The 19,471-nt window shown below is 39.8% G+C and carries 21 protein-coding genes and 1 tRNA gene; 7 read left to right on the top strand and 15 right to left on the bottom strand.

All coding sequences use genetic code 11. The features are described from left to right. Positions 1 to 433: 433 nt before the first annotated feature. Both ACSAZL_RS12285 and nikR read right to left on the bottom strand, forming a co-directional pair. Complete coding sequence (locus ACSAZL_RS12285) at positions 434 to 1,003, bottom strand: GNAT family N-acetyltransferase (protein WP_440944934.1); 570 nt, start codon at positions 1,001 to 1,003, stop codon at positions 434 to 436. Between the two features lie 190 nt (positions 1,004 to 1,193). After that, positions 1,194 to 1,616 (bottom strand): nickel-responsive transcriptional regulator NikR, encoded by a 423-nt coding sequence (gene nikR, locus ACSAZL_RS12280; protein WP_440944933.1) that lies wholly within the window; start codon positions 1,614 to 1,616, stop codon positions 1,194 to 1,196. Positions 1,617 to 2,375: 759 nt separating this feature from the next. Between nikR and ACSAZL_RS12275 the strand changes: the two genes are divergently transcribed. The 3 genes from ACSAZL_RS12275 (at position 2,376) to ACSAZL_RS12265 (ending at position 3,840) form a co-directional block, all read left to right on the top strand. Further along, positions 2,376 to 3,173, top strand: coding sequence for an FKBP-type peptidyl-prolyl cis-trans isomerase (locus ACSAZL_RS12275; RefSeq protein WP_440944932.1), 798 nt, complete (start codon positions 2,376 to 2,378; stop codon positions 3,171 to 3,173). 156 nt (positions 3,174 to 3,329) lie between these two features. Further along, positions 3,330 to 3,414 (top strand) — tRNA-Ser (locus ACSAZL_RS12270). Positions 3,415 to 3,537: 123 nt separating this feature from the next. After that, positions 3,538 to 3,840, top strand: coding sequence for a hypothetical protein (locus ACSAZL_RS12265; protein ID WP_440944931.1), 303 nt, complete (start codon positions 3,538 to 3,540; stop codon positions 3,838 to 3,840). Between the two features lie 9 nt (positions 3,841 to 3,849). Here ACSAZL_RS12265 and ACSAZL_RS12260 read toward each other — a convergent pair whose 3' ends face one another. The 12 genes from ACSAZL_RS12260 to ACSAZL_RS12205 all read right to left on the bottom strand — a co-directional run bounded on the left by ACSAZL_RS12260 (position 3,850) and on the right by ACSAZL_RS12205 (position 15,747). Next, complete coding sequence (locus ACSAZL_RS12260) at positions 3,850 to 4,095, bottom strand: AN1-type zinc finger domain-containing protein (RefSeq protein WP_440944930.1); 246 nt, start codon at positions 4,093 to 4,095, stop codon at positions 3,850 to 3,852. 55 nt (positions 4,096 to 4,150) lie between these two features. Continuing rightward, entirely contained in the window at positions 4,151 to 5,092 is a 942-nt protein-coding gene (locus ACSAZL_RS12255; RefSeq protein ID WP_440944929.1) for a tyrosine-type recombinase/integrase, read from the bottom strand. A 475-nt stretch (positions 5,093 to 5,567) separates the two neighbouring features. Next, positions 5,568 to 5,786 (bottom strand): hypothetical protein, encoded by a 219-nt coding sequence (locus ACSAZL_RS12250; RefSeq protein WP_440944928.1) that lies wholly within the window; start codon positions 5,784 to 5,786, stop codon positions 5,568 to 5,570. Positions 5,787 to 5,950: 164 nt separating this feature from the next. Beyond that, entirely contained in the window at positions 5,951 to 6,295 is a 345-nt protein-coding gene (locus tag ACSAZL_RS12245) for a hypothetical protein (protein ID WP_440944927.1), read from the bottom strand. 46 nt (positions 6,296 to 6,341) lie between these two features. Next, positions 6,342 to 9,599, bottom strand: coding sequence for a hypothetical protein (locus ACSAZL_RS12240; protein WP_440944926.1), 3,258 nt, complete (start codon positions 9,597 to 9,599; stop codon positions 6,342 to 6,344). Between the two features lie 16 nt (positions 9,600 to 9,615). Continuing rightward, positions 9,616 to 10,056: a hypothetical protein gene (locus ACSAZL_RS12235; protein WP_440944925.1), complete on the bottom strand. Its 441-nt coding sequence runs from the start codon at positions 10,054 to 10,056 to the stop codon at positions 9,616 to 9,618. Positions 10,057 to 10,157: 101 nt separating this feature from the next. Beyond that, positions 10,158 to 13,400: a PKD domain-containing protein gene (locus ACSAZL_RS12230; protein ID WP_440944924.1), complete on the bottom strand. Its 3,243-nt coding sequence runs from the start codon at positions 13,398 to 13,400 to the stop codon at positions 10,158 to 10,160. A 95-nt stretch (positions 13,401 to 13,495) separates the two neighbouring features. Beyond that, positions 13,496 to 13,786 (bottom strand): hypothetical protein, encoded by a 291-nt coding sequence (locus ACSAZL_RS12225; protein ID WP_440944923.1) that lies wholly within the window; start codon positions 13,784 to 13,786, stop codon positions 13,496 to 13,498. Between the two features lie 9 nt (positions 13,787 to 13,795). Further along, positions 13,796 to 14,650: a hypothetical protein gene (locus ACSAZL_RS12220; protein WP_440944922.1), complete on the bottom strand. Its 855-nt coding sequence runs from the start codon at positions 14,648 to 14,650 to the stop codon at positions 13,796 to 13,798. A gap of 1 nt (position 14,651) precedes the next feature. Then, entirely contained in the window at positions 14,652 to 15,056 is a 405-nt protein-coding gene (locus ACSAZL_RS12215; protein ID WP_440944921.1) for a hypothetical protein, read from the bottom strand. A gap of 76 nt (positions 15,057 to 15,132) precedes the next feature. Then, positions 15,133 to 15,480, bottom strand: coding sequence for a hypothetical protein (locus tag ACSAZL_RS12210; RefSeq protein ID WP_440944920.1), 348 nt, complete (start codon positions 15,478 to 15,480; stop codon positions 15,133 to 15,135). 21 nt (positions 15,481 to 15,501) lie between these two features. Continuing rightward, complete coding sequence (locus tag ACSAZL_RS12205) at positions 15,502 to 15,747, bottom strand: hypothetical protein (protein WP_440944919.1); 246 nt, start codon at positions 15,745 to 15,747, stop codon at positions 15,502 to 15,504. Positions 15,748 to 16,096: 349 nt separating this feature from the next. Between ACSAZL_RS12205 and ACSAZL_RS12200 the strand changes: the two genes are divergently transcribed. The 4 genes from ACSAZL_RS12200 (at position 16,097) to ACSAZL_RS12185 (ending at position 18,437) form a co-directional block, all read left to right on the top strand. Further along, positions 16,097 to 16,600, top strand: a complete 504-nt coding sequence (locus tag ACSAZL_RS12200) for a hypothetical protein (RefSeq protein ID WP_440944918.1) — start codon at positions 16,097 to 16,099, stop codon at positions 16,598 to 16,600. After that, positions 16,601 to 17,662 carry a hypothetical protein gene (locus tag ACSAZL_RS12195; RefSeq protein ID WP_440944917.1) on the top strand — a complete coding sequence of 354 codons (1,062 nt, stop codon included), beginning with the start codon at positions 16,601 to 16,603 and terminating at the stop codon, positions 17,660 to 17,662. It begins immediately after the preceding gene. A gap of 193 nt (positions 17,663 to 17,855) precedes the next feature. Next, complete coding sequence (locus ACSAZL_RS12190; protein ID WP_440944916.1) at positions 17,856 to 18,293, top strand: hypothetical protein; 438 nt, start codon at positions 17,856 to 17,858, stop codon at positions 18,291 to 18,293. 12 nt (positions 18,294 to 18,305) lie between these two features. Then, positions 18,306 to 18,437 (top strand): hypothetical protein, encoded by a 132-nt coding sequence (locus ACSAZL_RS12185; protein WP_440944915.1) that lies wholly within the window; start codon positions 18,306 to 18,308, stop codon positions 18,435 to 18,437. 336 nt (positions 18,438 to 18,773) lie between these two features. On the opposite strand, the gene ACSAZL_RS12180 is transcribed toward ACSAZL_RS12185, so the two are convergent. Further along, the gene (locus ACSAZL_RS12180) at positions 18,774 to 19,241 is read right to left on the bottom strand and encodes a hypothetical protein (protein WP_440944914.1); all 468 of its coding nucleotides are present in this window, start codon (positions 19,239 to 19,241) and stop codon (positions 18,774 to 18,776) included. Between the last annotated feature and the right edge of the window lie 230 nt (positions 19,242 to 19,471).

The raw sequence follows: 19,471 nt of genomic DNA, 5'->3' as shown, positions 1-19,471 counted from the left end.
AAACCGCATATTTATTTAAGTATACTCTTCTAGTCCTGAATTCTCCTGAAAAGCGGCTGTAAGGAAGCAGGCCTTACAATAGTCTAAAAGTTACGGAGAATTTCGATAAACCCCTAATATTTTACCGGTTGCCTATATAAGGAATATAAGAATAATCTATTGAAATCAGTGGTTTATCGAAATTCTCATTATTATATAAATGAACTGTCGTATAAAACATTTTCACCAAAAACAATCTCATTAAGTATTGGCTGTACGAAAAATAGCTGTAAAAAACATTTTTCAGGGAAAATTCATAGAGGAGAAAATTCATAGGGAGAAGATTCGTAGAGGGTTCATAGGGAGAAGATTCGTAGATGGGAAAAATTAATAGGGAGAAGACGTAGAGGGTTCATGGGGAGAAGATTCGTAAAGAAGGTTCATAGAAATCGAATTAAAATAATTTCAGTTCCATTTTGTAGCATTTTTCATTCTCTCCACATATGTTTTCTACTTCTTTGACTATAAAGAAGCCCGTTTTCCTGTACAACTTTATGGCAGGAGTATTGTTTACGTTTACATACAGGAGAATGGACAACACTCCATTCAGCTTCATTTCCCTGATGCTTTCTTCCAGAAGCTTCCTGCCAAATCCTTTATTTCTGAATTTACTGTCAATTGCAATTGAATAAACAACAGCTTTTTTCTCAAATCCCCGGGATGAAAAAGCCGGTTTCAGGTGATATATGCAGTAGCCGATTACCTGATCCTGGTTCTTAATTACGTAAAAGACATTTCTGAATTTTTTTGAATACCTTATGATATCTCCCTGTCTTTCATTTTTAAATCCTTCTACCTGAATTCTAAGGATTTCCGGAAGCATGGTATCGTCAACAGTTTCAATATTTTCCTTTTCTGTCTGTTCCCACCCTTTTAAAAGAAAAAATCCTGCCGTATCCCACAGGGTCTTTTTAAGCCCTCTTAAATAGAGGTCTGGCTTTGCGTGGATTTTTCCAAGATACATATATATCCCTCGGGTGTTGGAACTAAAAAAATAAAGCAACTATTTTTTTTCTAAATTCCAGGCTGTTAGATCTCAGGATTTTTTTGATTCAGGGGTTACATATTATTTCAAAAAATCTCTCACAGAAAGGGTCAATAGGCGAGTTTTAAGCCATCTGCGAAATTAGATAGGTTTTTTCAGTCTTCTCTATTTATTCTGTCCTCTCTCCGGGCATGGTTGTTAATCTGGAGTGCTTGACTCCTTTTAAACTGAGAATTTTCTCAGCCAGCTCCACTATTTTTTCCCCGTCCCCTTCGAGGATTATCACTTCAAAGCAGAAATTTTCCTCCATATGGAAATGGACCGAAGAAGTTATCAGATCCAAATATTCATGCTGAATCTCTGCCAGGGCACTTGTTATGCCTTTTTTTGAGCAATCATATACCATAGAGATGGTTGCAGCCCTTGTACCTTTTATCTGCTGCATCCATTCATAGTGCTGGTTATATGTTCTTATGGCGTCCCTTATGCCTTCAGAACGTGAGGAGTATCCTCTCTTCATAAGGGCTTCATCAAATTTATCCAGAAGTTCCCCGGGAAGGGAAATTCCTATTCTCATAAGTTTTTTTTCCATGCATCCCTCCTGAAAACAGAGTCCTTTCTGTCAGATTTATCCGGTTTAAGTCGTTTGAAGGAATGAAAAATCAAACAGGCTTGACAAAACGATAAAATCCACTATACCTCCTTATCCCCATTAAATAGTATACCCAAGGTTATATTTAATATTTTATCGTATTCAGAGCTATCTACAGTATCACAGAGTAAATATAATTAATAATTTGGGTTATTTGATTCAAAGAAGGTTTATAGATGGAGTAATCGAAATCACTCCAGAGACCTTATCTTAAAAAGTCTAACGGACTTTTCTATATGGCTATATCAGCCCAGAAGTGCCTCCCCGAGACTGATGAAACAGGGCTAGGGCTAAAAAGGAACTCAACTGAAGAAAGGACGGCATGACCGGACATCTACGGACAGGCGTCTTCCTGCCGGAACCCCTCCTTACAAAGCTGAGAAGAGAGTCATTTTTGCCTCAGAGGACAGTTTCCAAGCCGAAAATGAAAGGGATTTTTTTCCTTTTTCCGGGTTGAATCTTTTCCATAAATTTCTCTAAATGGCGGCAGGTGCTGTTTCAGAAGGAATTTCTCTCAAATTCAAATTTTTACAATGACCGGCGAGCTTTCAGACAATCCTGTTTATTCCCAAAAAGCTTATTAAAGCCAGAGTTCTATAGCGTGAAACGCGTTTACTCTGAAAGATCAGAAATTTAACTGGTAAAGGATAATTTCCTTGCTTATCAAGTTCAATTATTTTAATAGAAGAGTTGAGAATTATGGCAATTCAGAAAGGCGATTTCATAAAGTTAAACTACACAGGTAGGTTTGAGGACGGCAGGATTTTCGATACAACAGACGAAGAGCTTGCAAAAAAGGAGGAGATTTTTAACCCCCGCGGCCTTTACGGCGGAGACGTCGTTATTGTCGGGGCAGGGCACACCATTGAGGGCCTTGATGAGGACCTTGAAGGAAAAGAAGCCGGTTACTCCAGCACAGTTACCATCTCTCCGGAGAAAGCATTCGGTCCGAGCAACCCCAAGCTCGTTGAGACCGTTTCCATAACCAAATTCCAGGACAGAAATGTTCACCCCGGCCTGCCTGTTGAACTGGACGGCAGAAGGGGAGTTGTCAGCAGGGTTATCGGCCGCAGGGTCACTGTAGACTTTAACAGCCCACTTGCAGGCAAGACCGTCAGCTACGAGTACACCATTGAAAAGCTCCTTGAGGACGATGTTGAAAAAATTCAGGGTCTTCTTGCCCTCTACACCGGCATGCGTGACATGGAAGTCGAGATCGCCGACGGTGTTGCAAAGATCAACATACCTACAGGCCTGACCTTCAACCAGCGCTGGCTCATGGCAAAGAACAGGGTCGCATCCGAACTCTTCAAGTACGCCGGGCTTAAAGAAGTCCAGCTCATCGAGAAACTCACAGCCGAAGCTGAAGTCCCTGTCCCTGCAGAACCTGAGGTCGAGGCGGGAGCTGAAGTCGAAGCCGAAACTGAAGCCGAAACTGAAGCCGAAGCCGAAACTGAAGCTGAAGTTAAAGAAGAGTCTTCAGAGTCACAGGAATAATTTCACTGAATTTACAGAAAAGCGAGGAGATCTTTCTCTTCGCAAATTTTATATATAATAATCAGGTTCTCTGTATACGCTTCCTGACATATCAGGGCGATTTGCCAGCCTTCATCCGAAAAGCCAGAAAAAAGTATTAAATGTATTATCCAACATGCTGAGGTAGCCCAGCGGACCACGGCGCCGGTCTTGAAAACCGGTAGCGCTACGCGCTACGGGAGTTCGAATCTCCCCCTCAGCGTAAACCTCTTTTTGGCCTCAAAAACTTGTCTAGTTTGTTCGTTTCCTTTGAACAATTTTTTTCTGAGTCGCGGCACTTTTCTAGAGAGGTAATTTCATAAATACAAAGATGTTTTGAACATATATGATTTCAGAAAGGTACAAGTTTTTACAATACTTTTTTAAAGAACTAAGAATTGAAGGATTATTGATTATAGAATCTCATAAATCAATAACAATTCAACAATTATCAATAGAATTAAGGACGTCAGTATCAACCTGCAAAGCCCTTGCGTATCAACTTCAGAATTTTGGACTCATCGTAGTCAAAGATCAAGATCCTATAGGTCAGGATCAAATGAAACCTAAAAACATATTGGAAATTACAGAAAAAGGAAAACAAATGGCAATTGCTATTAGTGATTTGTTGAATTACTATGAACCATAAGCTTTTCCGTCATTGATTATCATCTAACTTTTTTTCAATAATTTCATAACCTCTGTCGTCTACTTTTTCATAATTGGTTGCAATAAACATAGCATTTTCATAAAACTTGTTTTCATTTTTAATGTTAAGAATCATGATACCTACACAATCATGCTCTTCAGGCAAGCTGCAATTAGCACAATACCGTTCTCCGCAGTATTTACATTTAAAAGAGAGATGAGTTATAACAATGCCACAAAAGCTGCATTCGGTCATATTTAATACAATTTTCGTGTGATTTTTAAAATTTGCCACAATGAAATATGTTTCTCTAAATATTTTCTAAAATCTCTAATTGAGGAATATATTTTAAGTATGTTTCAAGGAGCTCTTCTGGAGTCCAATGATCATAAATGTCTATAGCTTCCTTCCTGGAATCTCCTCTGAGCTCCTGGATTGCAGCTCTGGGACATCCGGACCTTCTCATCCAGGTTGTGAACCAATGTCTGAAGCAGTGAGGCGTGAATTTTTCACTAAGCTGGCCTTCAGGATCATGAAAACCTAATTGCTGAGCGTGTCCGGTTGTCAGGTCGTATACTCTGTCTCTGCTGATCCTAGCATCCTGTAGACCGGTGAAAAGCGCAGGGGTTTTTGTTTTATGGTTATATCTCCATTTTATCCATTTTTCAAGATAATAGCCGCACTCATCGTCATAAAAAACAGTCCTGTTGCTCCTTTTGAAGTGATGATTTTTTAAGATTATCATATTCTTTTTTGGATAGACATCTGAGCGGTCCAGATCTATGAGCTCCTGGCGCCGTATACCAGTCTTTGCAAAGATTAGGAACATTGTTTTAGTTTGCAGGTCCTCTGCTGAATTTATTAGGTCCCGCATTTGCTCAAGGCTGATTAATTGGCGCTCCTCTGGCCTAGGTTCTTTGTAATACCTGATGTATCTTTTTCGGAAAGGTAGGATAATATTTTCCTTCACGATATTTTCCCATACAAGAAAATCATAGAATGTGGAAAGGGTGCAAAAATAATTCTCAACCGTAGAAGCAGAAAGGCCTCTTTCATCTCTTAACAATATAAGAAAATCTTTTAAATCGTTCGTAGTGATACCAACAGAATAAAATTTTAAGAAATAATTTAAGTGACTTTTATAGGCTGCAATTGTCCGGGGTGAAAAATTCCTGACAGCGCAGTCACAAAGGAATGAATCAAGGAGATCTATTTCATTTTTTGTAGTCTCAAGTACTAAAATATCCTGCATCTCAATCTAAAAAATGGATGTTTTTCCATTTACTTATATTCATTATATTTTAACCGAGTTGTATATATAAAAATAAAATTAATATATAATAAACTAAATTCTAAAGTTATTTGAAAATATATACTCATAAATACAAAATATATATACAGAAAATCCAAAAGATTAGAGAGTCTCTAAATATTGCTCTCAGGATTTGTTTTTAAAAAAAGAAATAGTAAAGTAATTATGCTGAGCTGTCTGACTTATTGAAATATTCATAAATAGGATACGAAATCCCAACAACAAATAGTACATAAATCAAACCGAATACCGGCCACATAGCTCTATCACAAAACGTCGGATCAATATATTGTACCGCAAAACCAGCAAAGAAGTATATAAAACAAGTACTCCACGAGAAAGCAGATTGGCTTAGTTTGAAGTGATTGAGTTTCATGTGTATCGTCCCTCATTTCATCATGGCATACCAATAAAATTAGCTAATTTTCACTGGTTTTGTATCACTTTGTGAAATTTCAGTTTTCACTTTTTTATTTTTCGTCCTGTAATAAACTGCCGCTCCTCCAGCGGATAGAATTGTAAGCGCAAGCCCAGCATAAACTCCTTCATTTGATCCGGCTAATAGATTCATCAGTATCAAACCCAAAAATGCGAAGGCTGTAAACAAAAGCATTGTTTTATCAATTGGTTTCATTCTTGGCATCCCCAAATGTTTCCTTAATAGCATATCTTATTGCTGCAGAAGTACTTGTAAACTGTTTGAACGGTCCAGTTACAGATTCAAGCAGTTTAATCGATTCTTTATCAAGATAGCAACTTGACATATTTCATATATGTATTAGGTGTGATATATATACTTTACATTTTCCATTGTGCAAAGTCATACAAAACTACTGCATCTATAATTATTTGCAAAGGCATATAGATATAGCTCGGAAACCCTATAGCTGCAAAGACCATACCAAAGCCTGCAAAAACAAAAACAAGAAAAGCAAGAACTATTTTTACAGCCATGTATATTACAAGATAAAACGCTGATATGTACTCTATCACTCCAGGGTGGGTAATATTATAAACTAGATCAGAAAGGTTTGTAGTCATGTCCTCTAAAAAATCCTGGGTGGAGATTCCTGCTATTGAAATCTGAAAAGGATATATCCCGGTCATTCCAACAAACGCCAGGCTAACCTGGATCACTAACATAGTCAACGCATATGACCGAACAGAAGGAAGAGGCATGGAGACCACCTTACCTTATTTTTATTTTCTTGAATCCAACTTTATTCCCTGAAACTTTTTTAGCGAATCCTTCCAGGGAGCCGAACTGATTTCTCAGATATCCTTTTTTCATTGTACCGGAAATACCAGGAGTGACAAATTTTTTTGGTTTATATTCGTCTTTCAGGCTGCCTTTTCCGAATCTGTCAGACCTGAATATAATATCTGGACCAGGCAGGGTTACATGGCTGTGAGACCTTATTGGGATTGGTACTGGTTTTATGCTGTCGGTAATATCGGTTTTCTCAATAATATCCGGGGTTGGTTGTTCCGGAACAGGGGTTATTTTTCCAGGAGTAATTACGGGTTTTGAAGGTGTTATACTCGATGAAACGTCAACTATGTTTGTTGGAATCAAAACAGGGCGTTTATTATCATCTGTTGGTTTTATTACGGGTTTTGAAGGTGTTATACTCGATGAAACGTCAATTATGTTTGTTGGAATCAAAACAGGACGTTTATTATCATCTGTTGGTTTTGTCTTTGGTTTTGAGATTATCGAATCTATTGTTATCTCTTTTGCCGGATTCGGCATATCCTGGACTGGACTGCTTATCGAAGGCCTAATTGATTTCGGGGCATCTCTAACATTTAAAATTTTATCAGAGCTTTGAACCTCCCCGAGAACGGAAATTAATATACCAGGCCGTGTTGCTTCTTGTGAGGTCCTCGGGTTTATAATTGCCTGGTGCTCTTCTCGGAGTCTCGGGAAAGCGTCGGTTTTTAATGTCAGTATGTTAACAGCTTTAATTCTCTCCAATTCACTCGTTTTTTCTTTTTGAATAGTTTTAACTTTTTCTAATTCTTTGGCTTCTGTAAGTTCTTTTGTGGTCTGTGGTGCTTCGAGTTTTTCTGATAATTTTACGTCTTCAAGTTCTTTCATTGTCCCGGTTTCTTTTAACAAATTTTTTTCTTTTAAGATTGCTGCTCTTTCTCTAAATTTTTCAGCTCTTTGTTTTTGAGCTAAAACGTCTTCTGTAATCGTTTTACCACGCTGTTCAATTTTGAGTTTTTTGTCCAGTGCGGTTTTATCCATTACACTGAGTACACTCTCCGATTTTTCAAATAAGGCTGGTTTGTTTTTTTGGCCTATAAAGTCAGCTAATCCATAATTCTGCTGATCAACCATGTATGCACCAGGTGAAGCTTTTGGTTTTTCGACTGTCTTTGCTGTTCCTGGTGAAACCTCTTTGAATTGATTTGAAAACTCAAATAACTGACTGGATTCTTTTGCTGGGTCGATTATCTTGGATAGATCAAACACAGGGACTTCTTTTTGTTCCGGTTTAGCCATTTCAGTTCTTAGTAACATTGACTGTTTACCAACCTGTGTTTCAACAACTCCGGGTTCCTTTATGGTAGCCCTGTTTATAATCTCCCTGCCTTTTGCTTGACTGGCTGTAAATTTATCTATTGGTAACGGTTTCTCTTCACGTTTTTTTACTTCCTGTAATACATTCTCTTCCGGTTTTTTGACTTCAACTGTTTTTTGTGGTTGCTTCACTTCTCTTAGCTCAAAACCACGTTCAGTTTCAACCAGTTCGAAAGCCGGTTCTCCGGATACCTTAGCTTTTTTACTCTTTTCGAGCGCGTCCCATCTATCAAGTGCTTTTTTTCCGAGACTGGACACTGCAGTTTCATCTACCATCATTCTTTCAGTGCCGGTAGCTAGGTTTTTGATACCTCTTATCTGAAGGTCTGCAGCAGTGTCTGATACCTTCATTACTGCGTTCCCGGCATCCTTTATGGTGTAGTTTGGGGCTTTGGTACCTGCGTATGCATCTATTGCAGCTATGCTCTTACTTTTCCCTGCCATTTTCGCGCCTGCTCCAAACCCTAACCCTCCAACAGCTAGGCTACCAACTTTCCCCCATCCTTCAGCATAGGATTCTGAGCTTGCTACATCCTGCACGATCTGAGCCCCGAGGACCGCATCCGCGACAGGCTGAACAGCTCTTGCACCGACTGTAAGGCCTTTAGCCCCGACTGTAAGGACCTTTCCTGCAGCATTTACCCCTACCTTTCCTGCTCCCGCTGCCAGGACATCAGATCCAGCAACCAAACCGCCCCTAACGGCTGTAGTACCAACCTTAAAAGCGGCTCCTGTAACTGCACCGATAGCTACTTCTCCACCAATTTCAGTAAGGACATTAACAGGGGCCACAGCTACCTTTTTGTTATACCAATCTCCGTAAGCGTCAGTAAGTCCTTTTAATGCTCCACTGCCGAACTTCCCAGACTCCCCATAAGCTTTTATGTTCGGGTCTACGGTCCATTTATCCGGGAGGAAATCGGAAGCAGCTTTATTAATTCCTTCATCCCAGGTCAGACCTGTTCCAAAAATAGAGGCTTCCCTTTTAGTTTTTTGAATGTTAAATTCATTCTCAAGTGCTGTTTTTTTCTCATTGAACAGGTTTAGCTGAATCTCGTTTAATCTTGCTGCATATTTATCATAATTTGCCCCCTGGGCGTTTATGGTGAAAATTCCATCCGCATAAGTTACCGGAATCCCTTCACCTTTAGCAATCCTGAGAGTGTCTGCAGATACATCTATTGTTGCATTAAGTTCCGGCTCTGGGATGTATTTTATAGGAGATTTATTATATAGATCGTAAACAGCTGCCCTTGATTGATCATAAAGGCCATAGTCCTGCAAAGTTGGTTTCAGAGTATTTTTCCCGAAATTATACCCGGCGTCATATGCTGCAGAAAATACGGTAAGAGGTCCAGAAGCAATGCCCTTATTTGTTGCAGTTGCTCCGGTTTTTTCCCACCAGTAGCTTGTTTTAGTGTCATAAATGGGATATCCGTACTCACTTTTTATCCATTTCCCGGAAACTGTCCTGGTTCCGTATACCCTACCTATTTCGATTTGTTTAGATTCAGATTTCAGGGTATACCCTTGGCTTTCCAGTATAGCTTTTTCTTCAGGTGTAACGTTTTTCCCTTTTGCGATGAGTTCATTTAAGCTAAATGATTGCGTTTTCTCTGGGTTAAGAAATTGCTCAACACCATTGACTACATAAGAAGCACCTGAGCTGATAGCCGAGCCTGCCTGCTCAAAAAAACCTGCCTCGTTTTCTTCTTCGTAATTTTCAGTATCATAATTTGTATTTTCATACTGCTGAGGCTGCGGATATCCAGGAGAATTCCAGCTTGTTTGCTGTGTAACTCTTGGAGGAGGAGCATTTGGCTGATTTTGACTTCCCACTTGTACAGTTTCGGACATCATAACCACCTTTTAATTATTTTTCAATTAGCCATGATAAGAAAGACCCTGCAAGACCCAGGCCGGCAAGGACATACAGGATAGTCGAAACACTCGCTGGAATAGTATAGATCCCAACCAGATCCGGACCCACAGCAAGACTGGAAAGCAGCATTATCGTGATACTCATAGCTCCCAGGGATTCTGTTTTAGCGTACATCAACAAGGACAGATAAAATATTATTATAATGTACAACCAGAACCCAAAAACTGGAACAAGAATCTCGTTAACCGGGACTGCTACAGCTTGTGCAGACTGTGAGCTATTTGTAAAACTAATGCGAGTAAAATTCATTATGCTTGAATAGCTTGAATAATTCGTAGCAGGTATAGTCGAATTACTGAGATTATTCAAACTCCTGAACGCTATGTTCGGGTCTATTGTCGGAGGCCATTCTCCCCAGGCTGTCATGGTCATTGTTTCCTCTGAGTCGAGTTTTTATTTTTTCGATTATCTCTTTTCGATTTTTATACATTTTATACAGTGAAAGAATTATGAAAGTTTTTATTATCACGATGTCACCCCAATACTTTTTTCTTAGCGATATACTCCCCACCTGCAACAAGGGCAGATAAGAAAATTATTACAGGTGTTTGGACTGTTTCCGGGAGATTCAAAAATCCCCAGATATAAGAAGAAACAAGAACAGCAGTTCCGAGAATCATTCCAATTTCAATGTACGCCTTTCCGAACATCATCATGCAGACAATTGCAGCGAATACCAGAATTCCGTTTATAAGTCCCTGTGGCATGTCCGGAGGGAAGATAGGATTACTTGACGGAAAACCCCGGAAGAATAGAACAGGATAAGCACCGCTATACCTGTTCCCTTCGCTGTTCATTACATCAAAACTAACCAGGTAATTATTTCCAGCAGATCCGGTATAACTGAAGGTTCCGGACTGAGTGGAAACGTTGGAACTATAGACGGGTCCTGAATCGTCATAAATAGTGCAGTTAGCATAATTTGTATTCCCCTGTGTAACCTCATAGTCTAACGTTATCGATTTTGTGTTTTCATCAGTATATAAATTGAAATTCAGCCAGTCTGAGGAATAATTAGTAATATTTTCATCCTGTACCAGGTCCCCGGATTGAGTTAGAAAAATGTCCTGCCGGAGAGTTGTTCCGTTGATAATGGTATTTGGCAGTGTTCCGGTAGTATAACCACTTTTTGAAACCGTTAACTCATAAACACCGTTGTAAACCGGCCAAAAATAATAATACCCGTCAGAGTCGCTTAAAGTGGTCGCTGTAGCGGAGGAATTGGAAAACTGACAATTTACACTAGAAATAGGTTGGCTCGTATCTGCGTCATAGATATACCCATAGATACCACCATAATTAGCCGGGTAGACCTGGATGTAATTTGTTTTTGTTTCAGTACCGATCCCTTCGGCATTTGTAGCAGTATGTGTTATGGAGTATATCCCAGCATCATTGAACGTAACAATCATGTCCTGTGTGTTGGTCTGGTATACCCCGTCAATCTCCCATGTCCATGAAGTAGCGGATTCATCCGACTGATCTGTAAACAGGACCGTTAATGGGGCAGTGCCATATGTCACATTTGCCGTGAAATCCACGCCTGCAATTGTCGGCTCGGTAACTGTAATATAATTTGTCTTGACCTTGGTTTTTGATACTGTCCCGTTTAGCGCACTTGCTGTAAATGTTACCGTATACGATCCCGCCCCCATGTAAGTATGAACCGGGTTCTGTTCGGTGCTTGTCCCACCGTCCCCAAAGTTCCAGCTCCATTCGTCCGGGGAGCCGGTTGACAGGTCCGCAAACTGCACAGTAAGAGGATACTGGCCTGTGGTTTTGTTTGCCGAGAAATCACAGCCGAGACAGCCCGGACCACCCGAAGTAATTGTGATGTAATTATATTTTGTCTTGCTATCTGCATCGGTACCGTTATAAACAGTTAATGCAACCGAAAATGTTCCTATTGTGCCGTAAGTAACTATCGGGTTTTCAGCAGTTGAATCGACAATACCGTCATTGGTAAAGTCCCATTCCCAGGAATCCGGAGAGCCTGCAGAGTCATCAAAAAACTGTATCTGGTTTCCTACTCCGGTTGATGTTACGTTGGCATGGAAATCCGCTGTTACACTGCTTCCGCCGGTTCCTGCCACATAAATGTAATTCGATTTATTTTCCCAATTGGAATCTACCGCATTTGAAACCCGCAGTTTTACCGTGTAGATTCCAGATGAAGTATAGGTATGGGAAGGGTTTTCGGACGTCGAGTTTGTCCCGTCTCCGAAATCCCAATACCAGTTAGTTACACTTCCGGTACTTAAATCGGTAAAATCAACAGATAACGGGGAATTACCGTATAAAGGATCAGCTATGAAATTCGCGTTCAACCCAGCAGCTTCGTCATAAAATGCGAAACGTACAGGCTTAGAATTCCCGAATGTGGTACTTATGAAATCATCCGGAAATGATGTTATGAGTGCCTGAGTTGACGTATTGAATGTCTGCACACCAGCGGGACTATATATAACTGCATACATTTCCCTGCCGTCGCCGCTTACATCAATCCCTCTAGTTGTGCCGGATGGATAAATATGTGCGGTCTCAAGTGCTTTTGTTTCGTCATTGAATATTCTTATGTCCGTCTGACTGTCCGAACCAAGATAGATGTATTCGTTTTGCTGGTCGGCCATCATGTATGGATAATTATATGTGGAGCCGTAACCAGTTGAAGTAAAATCCGTCAGGTTGATCGTATCGAAAACCGCACCACCAGCTGTAAGCAATGTGTTATCGTTTACCGTTACGCCGTATACTGTATTGCCTATGTTACGGTTTGCGAGTTCCGAATAATTACTTGCATCATATTTGTACACTATGTTATTGGCAAAAGCATAAATATAATCGTCAGTCCCATCATAAATCCCCCAGTTATAATTAAGGGAATCGAATGTATGCAAAACTGCCCCTGAATCCAGTAAATCAAGAACGTATACGTTGTCAGTGATTGTTTCTGTGACTAAAGCCTTCGTGCCGTCGCTGGATATACACATCGGATTCCATCCGTTATATGATCCATCCGGAATAGGGAACATGTCAGTATATTCGAACTCGTCAATGTCGAATACGCCGATATAAGGGGTATCTGATACGAAAAGAACATACGCTTTTCTTCCAACTGTGTAAACTGAGTAAGGATATCCGTCACTTGGTGCACCAGCCCAAGCGGGATTAGGAGACGGGACCACGTTAATATGGGTTCCAGTGTGCATATCATAAGTGTGGAAACAGTGACCGGCATAATCCAAAACAACGCCGTTCGGTGTAGCGTCAACCCCGGCACCCGTTGAATTAATCGTTATGTCATCCACCCACATTTCAGTATATGTTGTTGCTTCATATGCTCTTATACTGATGAAACTTGCACCGGTATAAGCACTTACATCAATTGACCTGGGCGACCAATCCGCTGAAGAGGTAGTCGGAAGAACCTCTGTATGAGCCGCGTACGTGCTGGTGCTATTTGTAATATAAACAGCAAAATCGCCGCCACTTCCGGACGTGGTGTACTTCATGCTCAAATTTATATAGTCAACCCCGGTTAAGTCAACTGTCTGGGCTATGGATGCAAAGGGGTCATCCGTAGAATACATCCTCACCACATACGTACTGGATGAATTTGGTGCACCGGATACAATAGAAACTATGTCTCCCGCACTACCTGAATTTACCAACCACCCGGTAAGGTCACCGGTTTCGAAATCGCCGTTAGCTACCATATTACCGGACAAAACCCTCCCGGCTGCATGGTCTATGCTCACAGTACTAATAAAACATACAAAAAACAATAATAATCCTATTTTTCGAAATAGATTCATCTCCTCCCCCGCCTACTTCCGTTAAACCCCCTTGACATCCGGTAGGTTGAATTATCTTCAACTCCGAAGACTTCCAGGATTCCAGAAATAACCGCAAGGATCACAAAAGTAAAAAGTACAAACTGTCTATTCCCCACTGCAAAAGCATAATTCTCTTCCGCATAACCGCCCATACCCTGAGATACAGATTCCTGATAATCAAAAGCAGGCTGGGTATAGAGGAAAATAAGCCCTATACCAAAAATTGTAGCAAGGAATTTTACTGCAGCTCCGAGTGCTCCGACCATTTGACCACCTTATCTGGGCACAAACTGCGTACCCGCTGCAGCTGCTCCGGTTGCATCCCCGCTATTCAGGTAAAGTAAAGCCAGAAGGGTCGCAGCTGATATTATAATCACGATAAAGATTAGTTTTTTCAGATCCTGATTCGCGCTTGCTTCTGCTTTGCGTTTTATGTAAATTTCATTTGCAGCGTAGGTCTCGGGGTTATGGCGGTCTATGTAGTCTTCTACGTCATGAATCCGTATGACCTTAAAACCATTGAGAACCAGGCCACCGTCTTTAATGTCTCTGTACTTTGTGAGGAATTCCCGGGTTTCCTGGTCAATCTGCTTATCCCAGAACTCATCAAAAGAAATTTTAATAAATTCATTCTCTCCAGTCTGTTCGTTTTTCTTCCAATATCCCCCATCATTGGTTACATTTTTCAATAGTTCAATAAGATAATTTGCTCGAAGAATAGCGTTTTCGAATTCTCTTTTTGTTTTCAATCCCATCTCGGTTTTCATATAGCTGATAAGTTCATTAATCTCCGGTCTTACTGCCCTTGTATTGTCTTCGTTCACCATAATCGAGGGCCTGCCAAACATAATGAAAACGTCTTTTGGGTCCGATTCGAATTCGTGCGTTACCATTGCTTTTTTTCCGATCCCATCAAAGACTTTCCAGAGATTCGACTCCATTTTTGCCGGACGGATATCAAGTACGATATCATCACGGAGCATACACACAAAATTACGCCGTTTTACTATGGTCCAGAAAATCGGAAATGCATCCGGGAACTTTACGAAGAACAGGACCATAGCAACAGGGAACAATGCAAGTAGCTCCACAATTACAATTAAAAAATCAGGTACGTTCATCACGGTCATTTTACATCATTCCCTCGTTGCTGTTTTCTTTTCTTCCGAATAGCATTTCTTTCAGACTTGTTCGGTTGTTTTGGGTTTCAGACTGCTGGATTATTCTGCTCTCGCTGGATCGGGTCATGAGGAACCCACCCTGGGACAGACTCTTTTCTCCGATGTATACCATAGCGAGGTTGTCGAAGGTCCTTTCATCGAAGTTTGAGAGCTCCTTCCGTGACAATTTTGAAAACGACTTTGCCCGGATGCTATCAAAATAGAAATCTAGATCTGCAAGGTCTCCAGGAACGAAATTTCCAAGACTTATAATTTTAGAAGTCGGTCCCCAATGCTCTTCCGAGACTTCCTTTGGAGCATTGAATTGCGAAACGAATTTTAGAATTTCAACTCCTGAGCCTCCACCATATCCCATGTAAGGGTATTGCGCAGGATTGAAAGTATTCAGGTTAATTGGAGGGGCATTCGGCTGCTGCATTTTTCACACCTGTTCAAACTTTTCCTTTTGTGATTTTTTCCCAGATTTTGGAAAAATCGACCCTGGTATTTTCCTCTGCTAAAATTGCAAGTTTTGCGAAGGCCATAAGGAAACATAATCCTGAGAGTAAACCGTAAAGTCTCGCGAATACAATAGACCGCTGTGTAACTGTATAATCGATAGCTGTACTGTTCGAAATGATAGCATATGTCCATGTAATTTCGGAACTGCTAAAAGCAAGAACTATAAAAATTGCTGAACTTAATATAAGAAAAACAAAATTAACCCCATCCTGATGCCAGCCATAAAACATCAGGAAGAATGCGATTAACGATAGAAAAATAAAAAAAGTAATATCCATGTCGGATACTCCTTTAGAAACTTATCCTAACATTGTCAAAACCGACAATACTGCCACTACACCAAGAACCTGAGGAACGATTCCTATAGATTTTGTGGTAGCAATAGCCTGGTCAGACTGATCTGCCTGGAGAGCAATCCAGTCAGCATCACCTGTTGCGTTGACAGCTTCGAAGCTGGCACTATCCACAGGGGCAATCATACTTGGGATGTACATCTCAATCATGATAATCATAACAACACCGATGATAAGAGAGATGATTCCCATAGCCGCCTTTTCGTTTTCGGAAAGTGTGCGAGGAACCAGGAAACAAACTAAAGCTATTAACAGACAGAGAATGTTATTCTTTTTCTGTGTCTCCTGTTCCCGGTTTACACCTCTATGTTTTTCATGGAAATTCTTGGAGCTTGAAGACCTTATAGTCTCACCTCATTGAAAATTTTGTTATATGTTCTATATACTAAGTATAACATATATGGTATACATGTTATAACTCCGTTTTTCTTTTCACAAAACATATATCTAAAAATAACTATATATATTTATGTAAATCTGTAGAAAAACACGTCTAAATATAAAAACTACTTTATAAAAAATGTAACATAAAAGTGGTAAAATGAGATCCAATACACCACATGAACACCAAGAACCTTTTGTTGTCAGGCCTTTTGTTGCTTTTTTGGATGCGGTAACCGATGCGGAGACTGCAAACGATGCAATAGCGATAGGGAACCTTTCCGAAATTGGGTATACGTTAGGAACCCTTGTATTGAAAAAAGAAGAAGGCGAAGCCATTCGAGTCCTGAAAAAAGAAAAAATATCTGCACAGTTGAGAGTATTCCGGCATTATGAGAATTTGTTGAGGTCCGAAAAAATAGAAAATATAGATTTTAATACAAGAAAGTTGCAGGAGCGGGACTTCGTAAAATATGAAGTTTCAAAAATAATCGAGCGTTACATTATCAGAATCTGTGCGTATGCATTTAAGCGCGGTCCTTTGAAAATGGTATCAGTTGACAAGGATTTCGAAAGCAAGCTGTTTTTTGAAAATGTAGATGCTGTTGCGGATGCAAAGGCAGAACTTGAGGACTTCATGAGATTGTACCAGGTAGGGATTTAATTGGTAGCAATTGGTGAAGCTCCAGACGACATTGAAGCTTTCGGAGAGTTCGAAAAAACCCAAATTATTGACCCGGATGAGGTTTCCAGGAAATTCAACCAATACAATATTTTTATAAATACTGCAAAAATGAAAATTTCTCCTAGAATCGACGACTCAGCTTTTCTGGCGCTGATTGGTCCTCGCCGAACCGGAAAGAGCGAACTATCACTTGCTACCGCTTTTGCAATAGATCCAGACTTTCCAATTGATAACATTTGTTTTAGTTTCGATGAGCTTAAAGCATTATTAACCGATGACACGGTAAGGAAGCAACCGGTAGTATGGGAAGAAGCTTCGGTAACGGCATACAACAGGGAATTTATGGACGAGGTTAACATCCTACTTAATAAATATTTTCAGGTTTTCGGATTCCGGAACCTGGCGATCATTGCAAACTTCCAGCATATCAATCTGCTTGACTACCAGGTCAGGATGCAACTTGATGTGCTGTTAAGATGCAAGTCCTATTATGGCACAGATCCGCAAGGAAATACCTTTACTCGAAAAACCGTGTTTCCCTTCAAGGTCCTAAACAACGGAATCAATGACCCACTGATTGTAAAATATAAAGTGCCTGGTGATATGGGATACGATGTTATAGGGGAAATCCCGGTGCCACAGATTAACACCCTCCATGAAAAGTATGGAATTAAAAACTCATTCATCCAGCAATATAAGAAACGTAAAACTGAATTCTTTAAAAACCTCGAAGGCAAGGAAAAGAAAATTGATGAGAAGGAAGTCACGATGCTAAAGAAAAAGGAAGAAGCTCTTGCGGCACTTGCAAGAAGCCTGCAGGATCAAGGACTTTCTCAAGATGACATTGGCGGATTAATGGGTATCAAGAGACAGACTGCGAGCAGCTGGAATATTTTCAAACCAAAACAGGTAGATGCGGAGGCAGTCAAACAATCAATGAAAGCTAAGATAACAAAAGCAACTAAGAAGAAATCGCCCGCGACGGCAAAAACCCCTACTCTTAATCAACCGAGGACGAGAAAGAAGCCGACAACGATTTGAGAATACCAAATTGTCTTTAATTTTGGCAATATTTACAAGATATATGAGGAAATCGATATCAAGAAAAGCGGTTTTAGGAATAACCTTAAAACGGAATCGGTTGACTCTGCATATCAATTGCAAAGTTTAACCTATTACACATAGAAAAATCAATATCAATCAACCATACAGACCAAATATACAAAAAGATTACATGGGTACAGAGATGTCAGCCGTTATCGATGAAAAAAAGCGAATTAATGCAGAAATTTCAATGAATTTGTATCAGAAAATTGAAGCTGCAGGATACAAGACAACTGAGGCGATAGTTAAGGGTTTTGAAAAACTGCTGGAGGGGGAAAAAGAACCAGACTGTGAGCAGATACAAAATGAAATGGAAAATAGAATACTAGCAGCTGAGAGCAAGACCGAAACCAAGGAAAGGCAGATCTCAGAGCTCTCAAGCTGGATTGAGGAAAAGGATAGATTAATTTCTAGCCTGGATACCAGGATCCGGAAATTAACAGCTCCAAAACAAAAGACCTGGCCTTATTATATTGCAGGCATCAGTACTTTTCAGATATGGTCTATAGGGTTCAGTTTTTTTTTAGGCATGCTGTTTATGAGTGCATATTTTTATTATTACATATGACGGGGATAGAAAATGGCAATAAACTGGAAAAAAATAAACGTCCCTGGAACTCAAGAAAACCCTTGTAATGACGAAAAAGAACGGATGAAGAAGAGTAAAGCCGGATATATTGGAGGGCATAAGAGAAGGGCAAGGAGAGGATAAAATTACGTTATAATAAGGGACCTGTCTGTTTCTAGCGACTCCAACCAGAGCGGCCGTTTTCCTTTCCTTGCCACTTCACTTCCACTTCCTTTTCGTTATCATTAGACGGTGAAAAAAATCAACTATGTGTTTCATAGTATTTTTCGCTGTTTACCATCCAGAAATAGCAAGAGAGCTAGGATTCAAGCATAGGAGTGCTTTGGCTTATTTGAAGAAGAAAGCTAGGGAAGGGGGTTGAACTTTAAGGCTAGGAATGTGAGAAGGGCAATGAAAGCTTTGAGTTTAAATAAAAAAGTGAGGGGTTTAATCATCATAGCAGTCGTAGTTTTGTTGACGCTACTCAGCTCCATTTAATCTAATTATACAGTCCCAACAACCATACATCAGATTTCCCGTTCTATTGTACTGTTCTTTGCATTCATCACATCTTCTTTTATTTTCGTCTATATCCTTTAAAAATCCTAATTTACACTTAATGCAACAATTTATATATTTTTTATTTTCAATACGATGAACTGTATAAGAATCACCACAGTATTCACATTTTTTTACGAATAATTCATTCTCATTTTTTGCAGCTGCACTTTGAACCCTTGATTTAAAATCTTGGTTTGTATTTGTTTTGTCCGCATGTGATTGTATTTTCGTTGCTGCCTCAACATCTATCTTTACACTTTTATAATTTCCATCCAATCCTTCTGCACAATTTTTGCAAATGACATAAGGCCACTTTAAATCAACTAAGTAGCTTTTATCACACACTTCACAGTTTGTATAAATAGAGGATTGTATAGTGGATGTCATAGAAACTTCAAATTGTCCTTAAACTATTTAAATTTATTTGGTAACATCTTTAACCCCCAATTTTAAGAGAATGTAACACGTCTTTCTAAAATATGTAGCGTACAAAAAATTAGACTTATTTTTCAAAGCAAACATCGTGAAAAGAGAAAAGCGGTTTTTTGTCAGGAAATTCTTCAAAAGAACAGGTTGTGCATTATCTTTGCACTAGCGTACAAAAAATTTGAGTTACC

Origin of the sequence: Methanosarcina mangrovi (genome assembly GCF_052057765.1) — an archaeon.
Lineage (GTDB): Archaea > Halobacteriota > Methanosarcinia > Methanosarcinales > Methanosarcinaceae > Methanosarcina.
This window is presented reverse-complemented; position numbering and strand designations above follow the sequence as displayed.

What these genes read in the sequence shown, in the direction of transcription:
- ACSAZL_RS12285 (WP_440944934.1), bottom strand. Translation starts at nt 1,003, where the DNA reads ATGTATCTTGGAAAAATCCACGCAAAGCCAGACCTCTATTTAAGAGGG.
- nikR (WP_440944933.1), bottom strand. Translation starts at nt 1,616, where the DNA reads ATGGAAAAAAAACTTATGAGAATAGGAATTTCCCTTCCCGGGGAACTT.
- ACSAZL_RS12275 (WP_440944932.1), top strand. Translation starts at nt 2,376, where the DNA reads ATGGCAATTCAGAAAGGCGATTTCATAAAGTTAAACTACACAGGTAGG.
- ACSAZL_RS12265 (WP_440944931.1), top strand. Translation starts at nt 3,538, where the DNA reads ATGATTTCAGAAAGGTACAAGTTTTTACAATACTTTTTTAAAGAACTA.
- ACSAZL_RS12260 (WP_440944930.1), bottom strand. Translation starts at nt 4,095, where the DNA reads ATGACCGAATGCAGCTTTTGTGGCATTGTTATAACTCATCTCTCTTTT.
- ACSAZL_RS12255 (WP_440944929.1), bottom strand. Translation starts at nt 5,092, where the DNA reads ATGCAGGATATTTTAGTACTTGAGACTACAAAAAATGAAATAGATCTC.
- ACSAZL_RS12250 (WP_440944928.1), bottom strand. Translation starts at nt 5,786, where the DNA reads ATGAAACCAATTGATAAAACAATGCTTTTGTTTACAGCCTTCGCATTT.
- ACSAZL_RS12245 (WP_440944927.1), bottom strand. Translation starts at nt 6,295, where the DNA reads ATGTTAGTGATCCAGGTTAGCCTGGCGTTTGTTGGAATGACCGGGATA.
- ACSAZL_RS12240 (WP_440944926.1), bottom strand. Translation starts at nt 9,599, where the DNA reads ATGTCCGAAACTGTACAAGTGGGAAGTCAAAATCAGCCAAATGCTCCT.
- ACSAZL_RS12235 (WP_440944925.1), bottom strand. Translation starts at nt 10,056, where the DNA reads ATGACCATGACAGCCTGGGGAGAATGGCCTCCGACAATAGACCCGAAC.
- ACSAZL_RS12230 (WP_440944924.1), bottom strand. Translation starts at nt 13,400, where the DNA reads ATGGTAGCTAACGGCGATTTCGAAACCGGTGACCTTACCGGGTGGTTG.
- ACSAZL_RS12225 (WP_440944923.1), bottom strand. Translation starts at nt 13,786, where the DNA reads ATGGTCGGAGCACTCGGAGCTGCAGTAAAATTCCTTGCTACAATTTTT.
- ACSAZL_RS12220 (WP_440944922.1), bottom strand. Translation starts at nt 14,650, where the DNA reads ATGACCGTGATGAACGTACCTGATTTTTTAATTGTAATTGTGGAGCTA.
- ACSAZL_RS12215 (WP_440944921.1), bottom strand. Translation starts at nt 15,056, where the DNA reads ATGGGATATGGTGGAGGCTCAGGAGTTGAAATTCTAAAATTCGTTTCG.
- ACSAZL_RS12210 (WP_440944920.1), bottom strand. Translation starts at nt 15,480, where the DNA reads ATGGATATTACTTTTTTTATTTTTCTATCGTTAATCGCATTCTTCCTG.
- ACSAZL_RS12205 (WP_440944919.1), bottom strand. Translation starts at nt 15,747, where the DNA reads ATGGGAATCATCTCTCTTATCATCGGTGTTGTTATGATTATCATGATT.
- ACSAZL_RS12200 (WP_440944918.1), top strand. Translation starts at nt 16,097, where the DNA reads ATGAGATCCAATACACCACATGAACACCAAGAACCTTTTGTTGTCAGG.
- ACSAZL_RS12190 (WP_440944916.1), top strand. Translation starts at nt 17,856, where the DNA reads ATGGGTACAGAGATGTCAGCCGTTATCGATGAAAAAAAGCGAATTAAT.
- ACSAZL_RS12185 (WP_440944915.1), top strand. Translation starts at nt 18,306, where the DNA reads ATGGCAATAAACTGGAAAAAAATAAACGTCCCTGGAACTCAAGAAAAC.
- ACSAZL_RS12180 (WP_440944914.1), bottom strand. Translation starts at nt 19,241, where the DNA reads ATGACATCCACTATACAATCCTCTATTTATACAAACTGTGAAGTGTGT.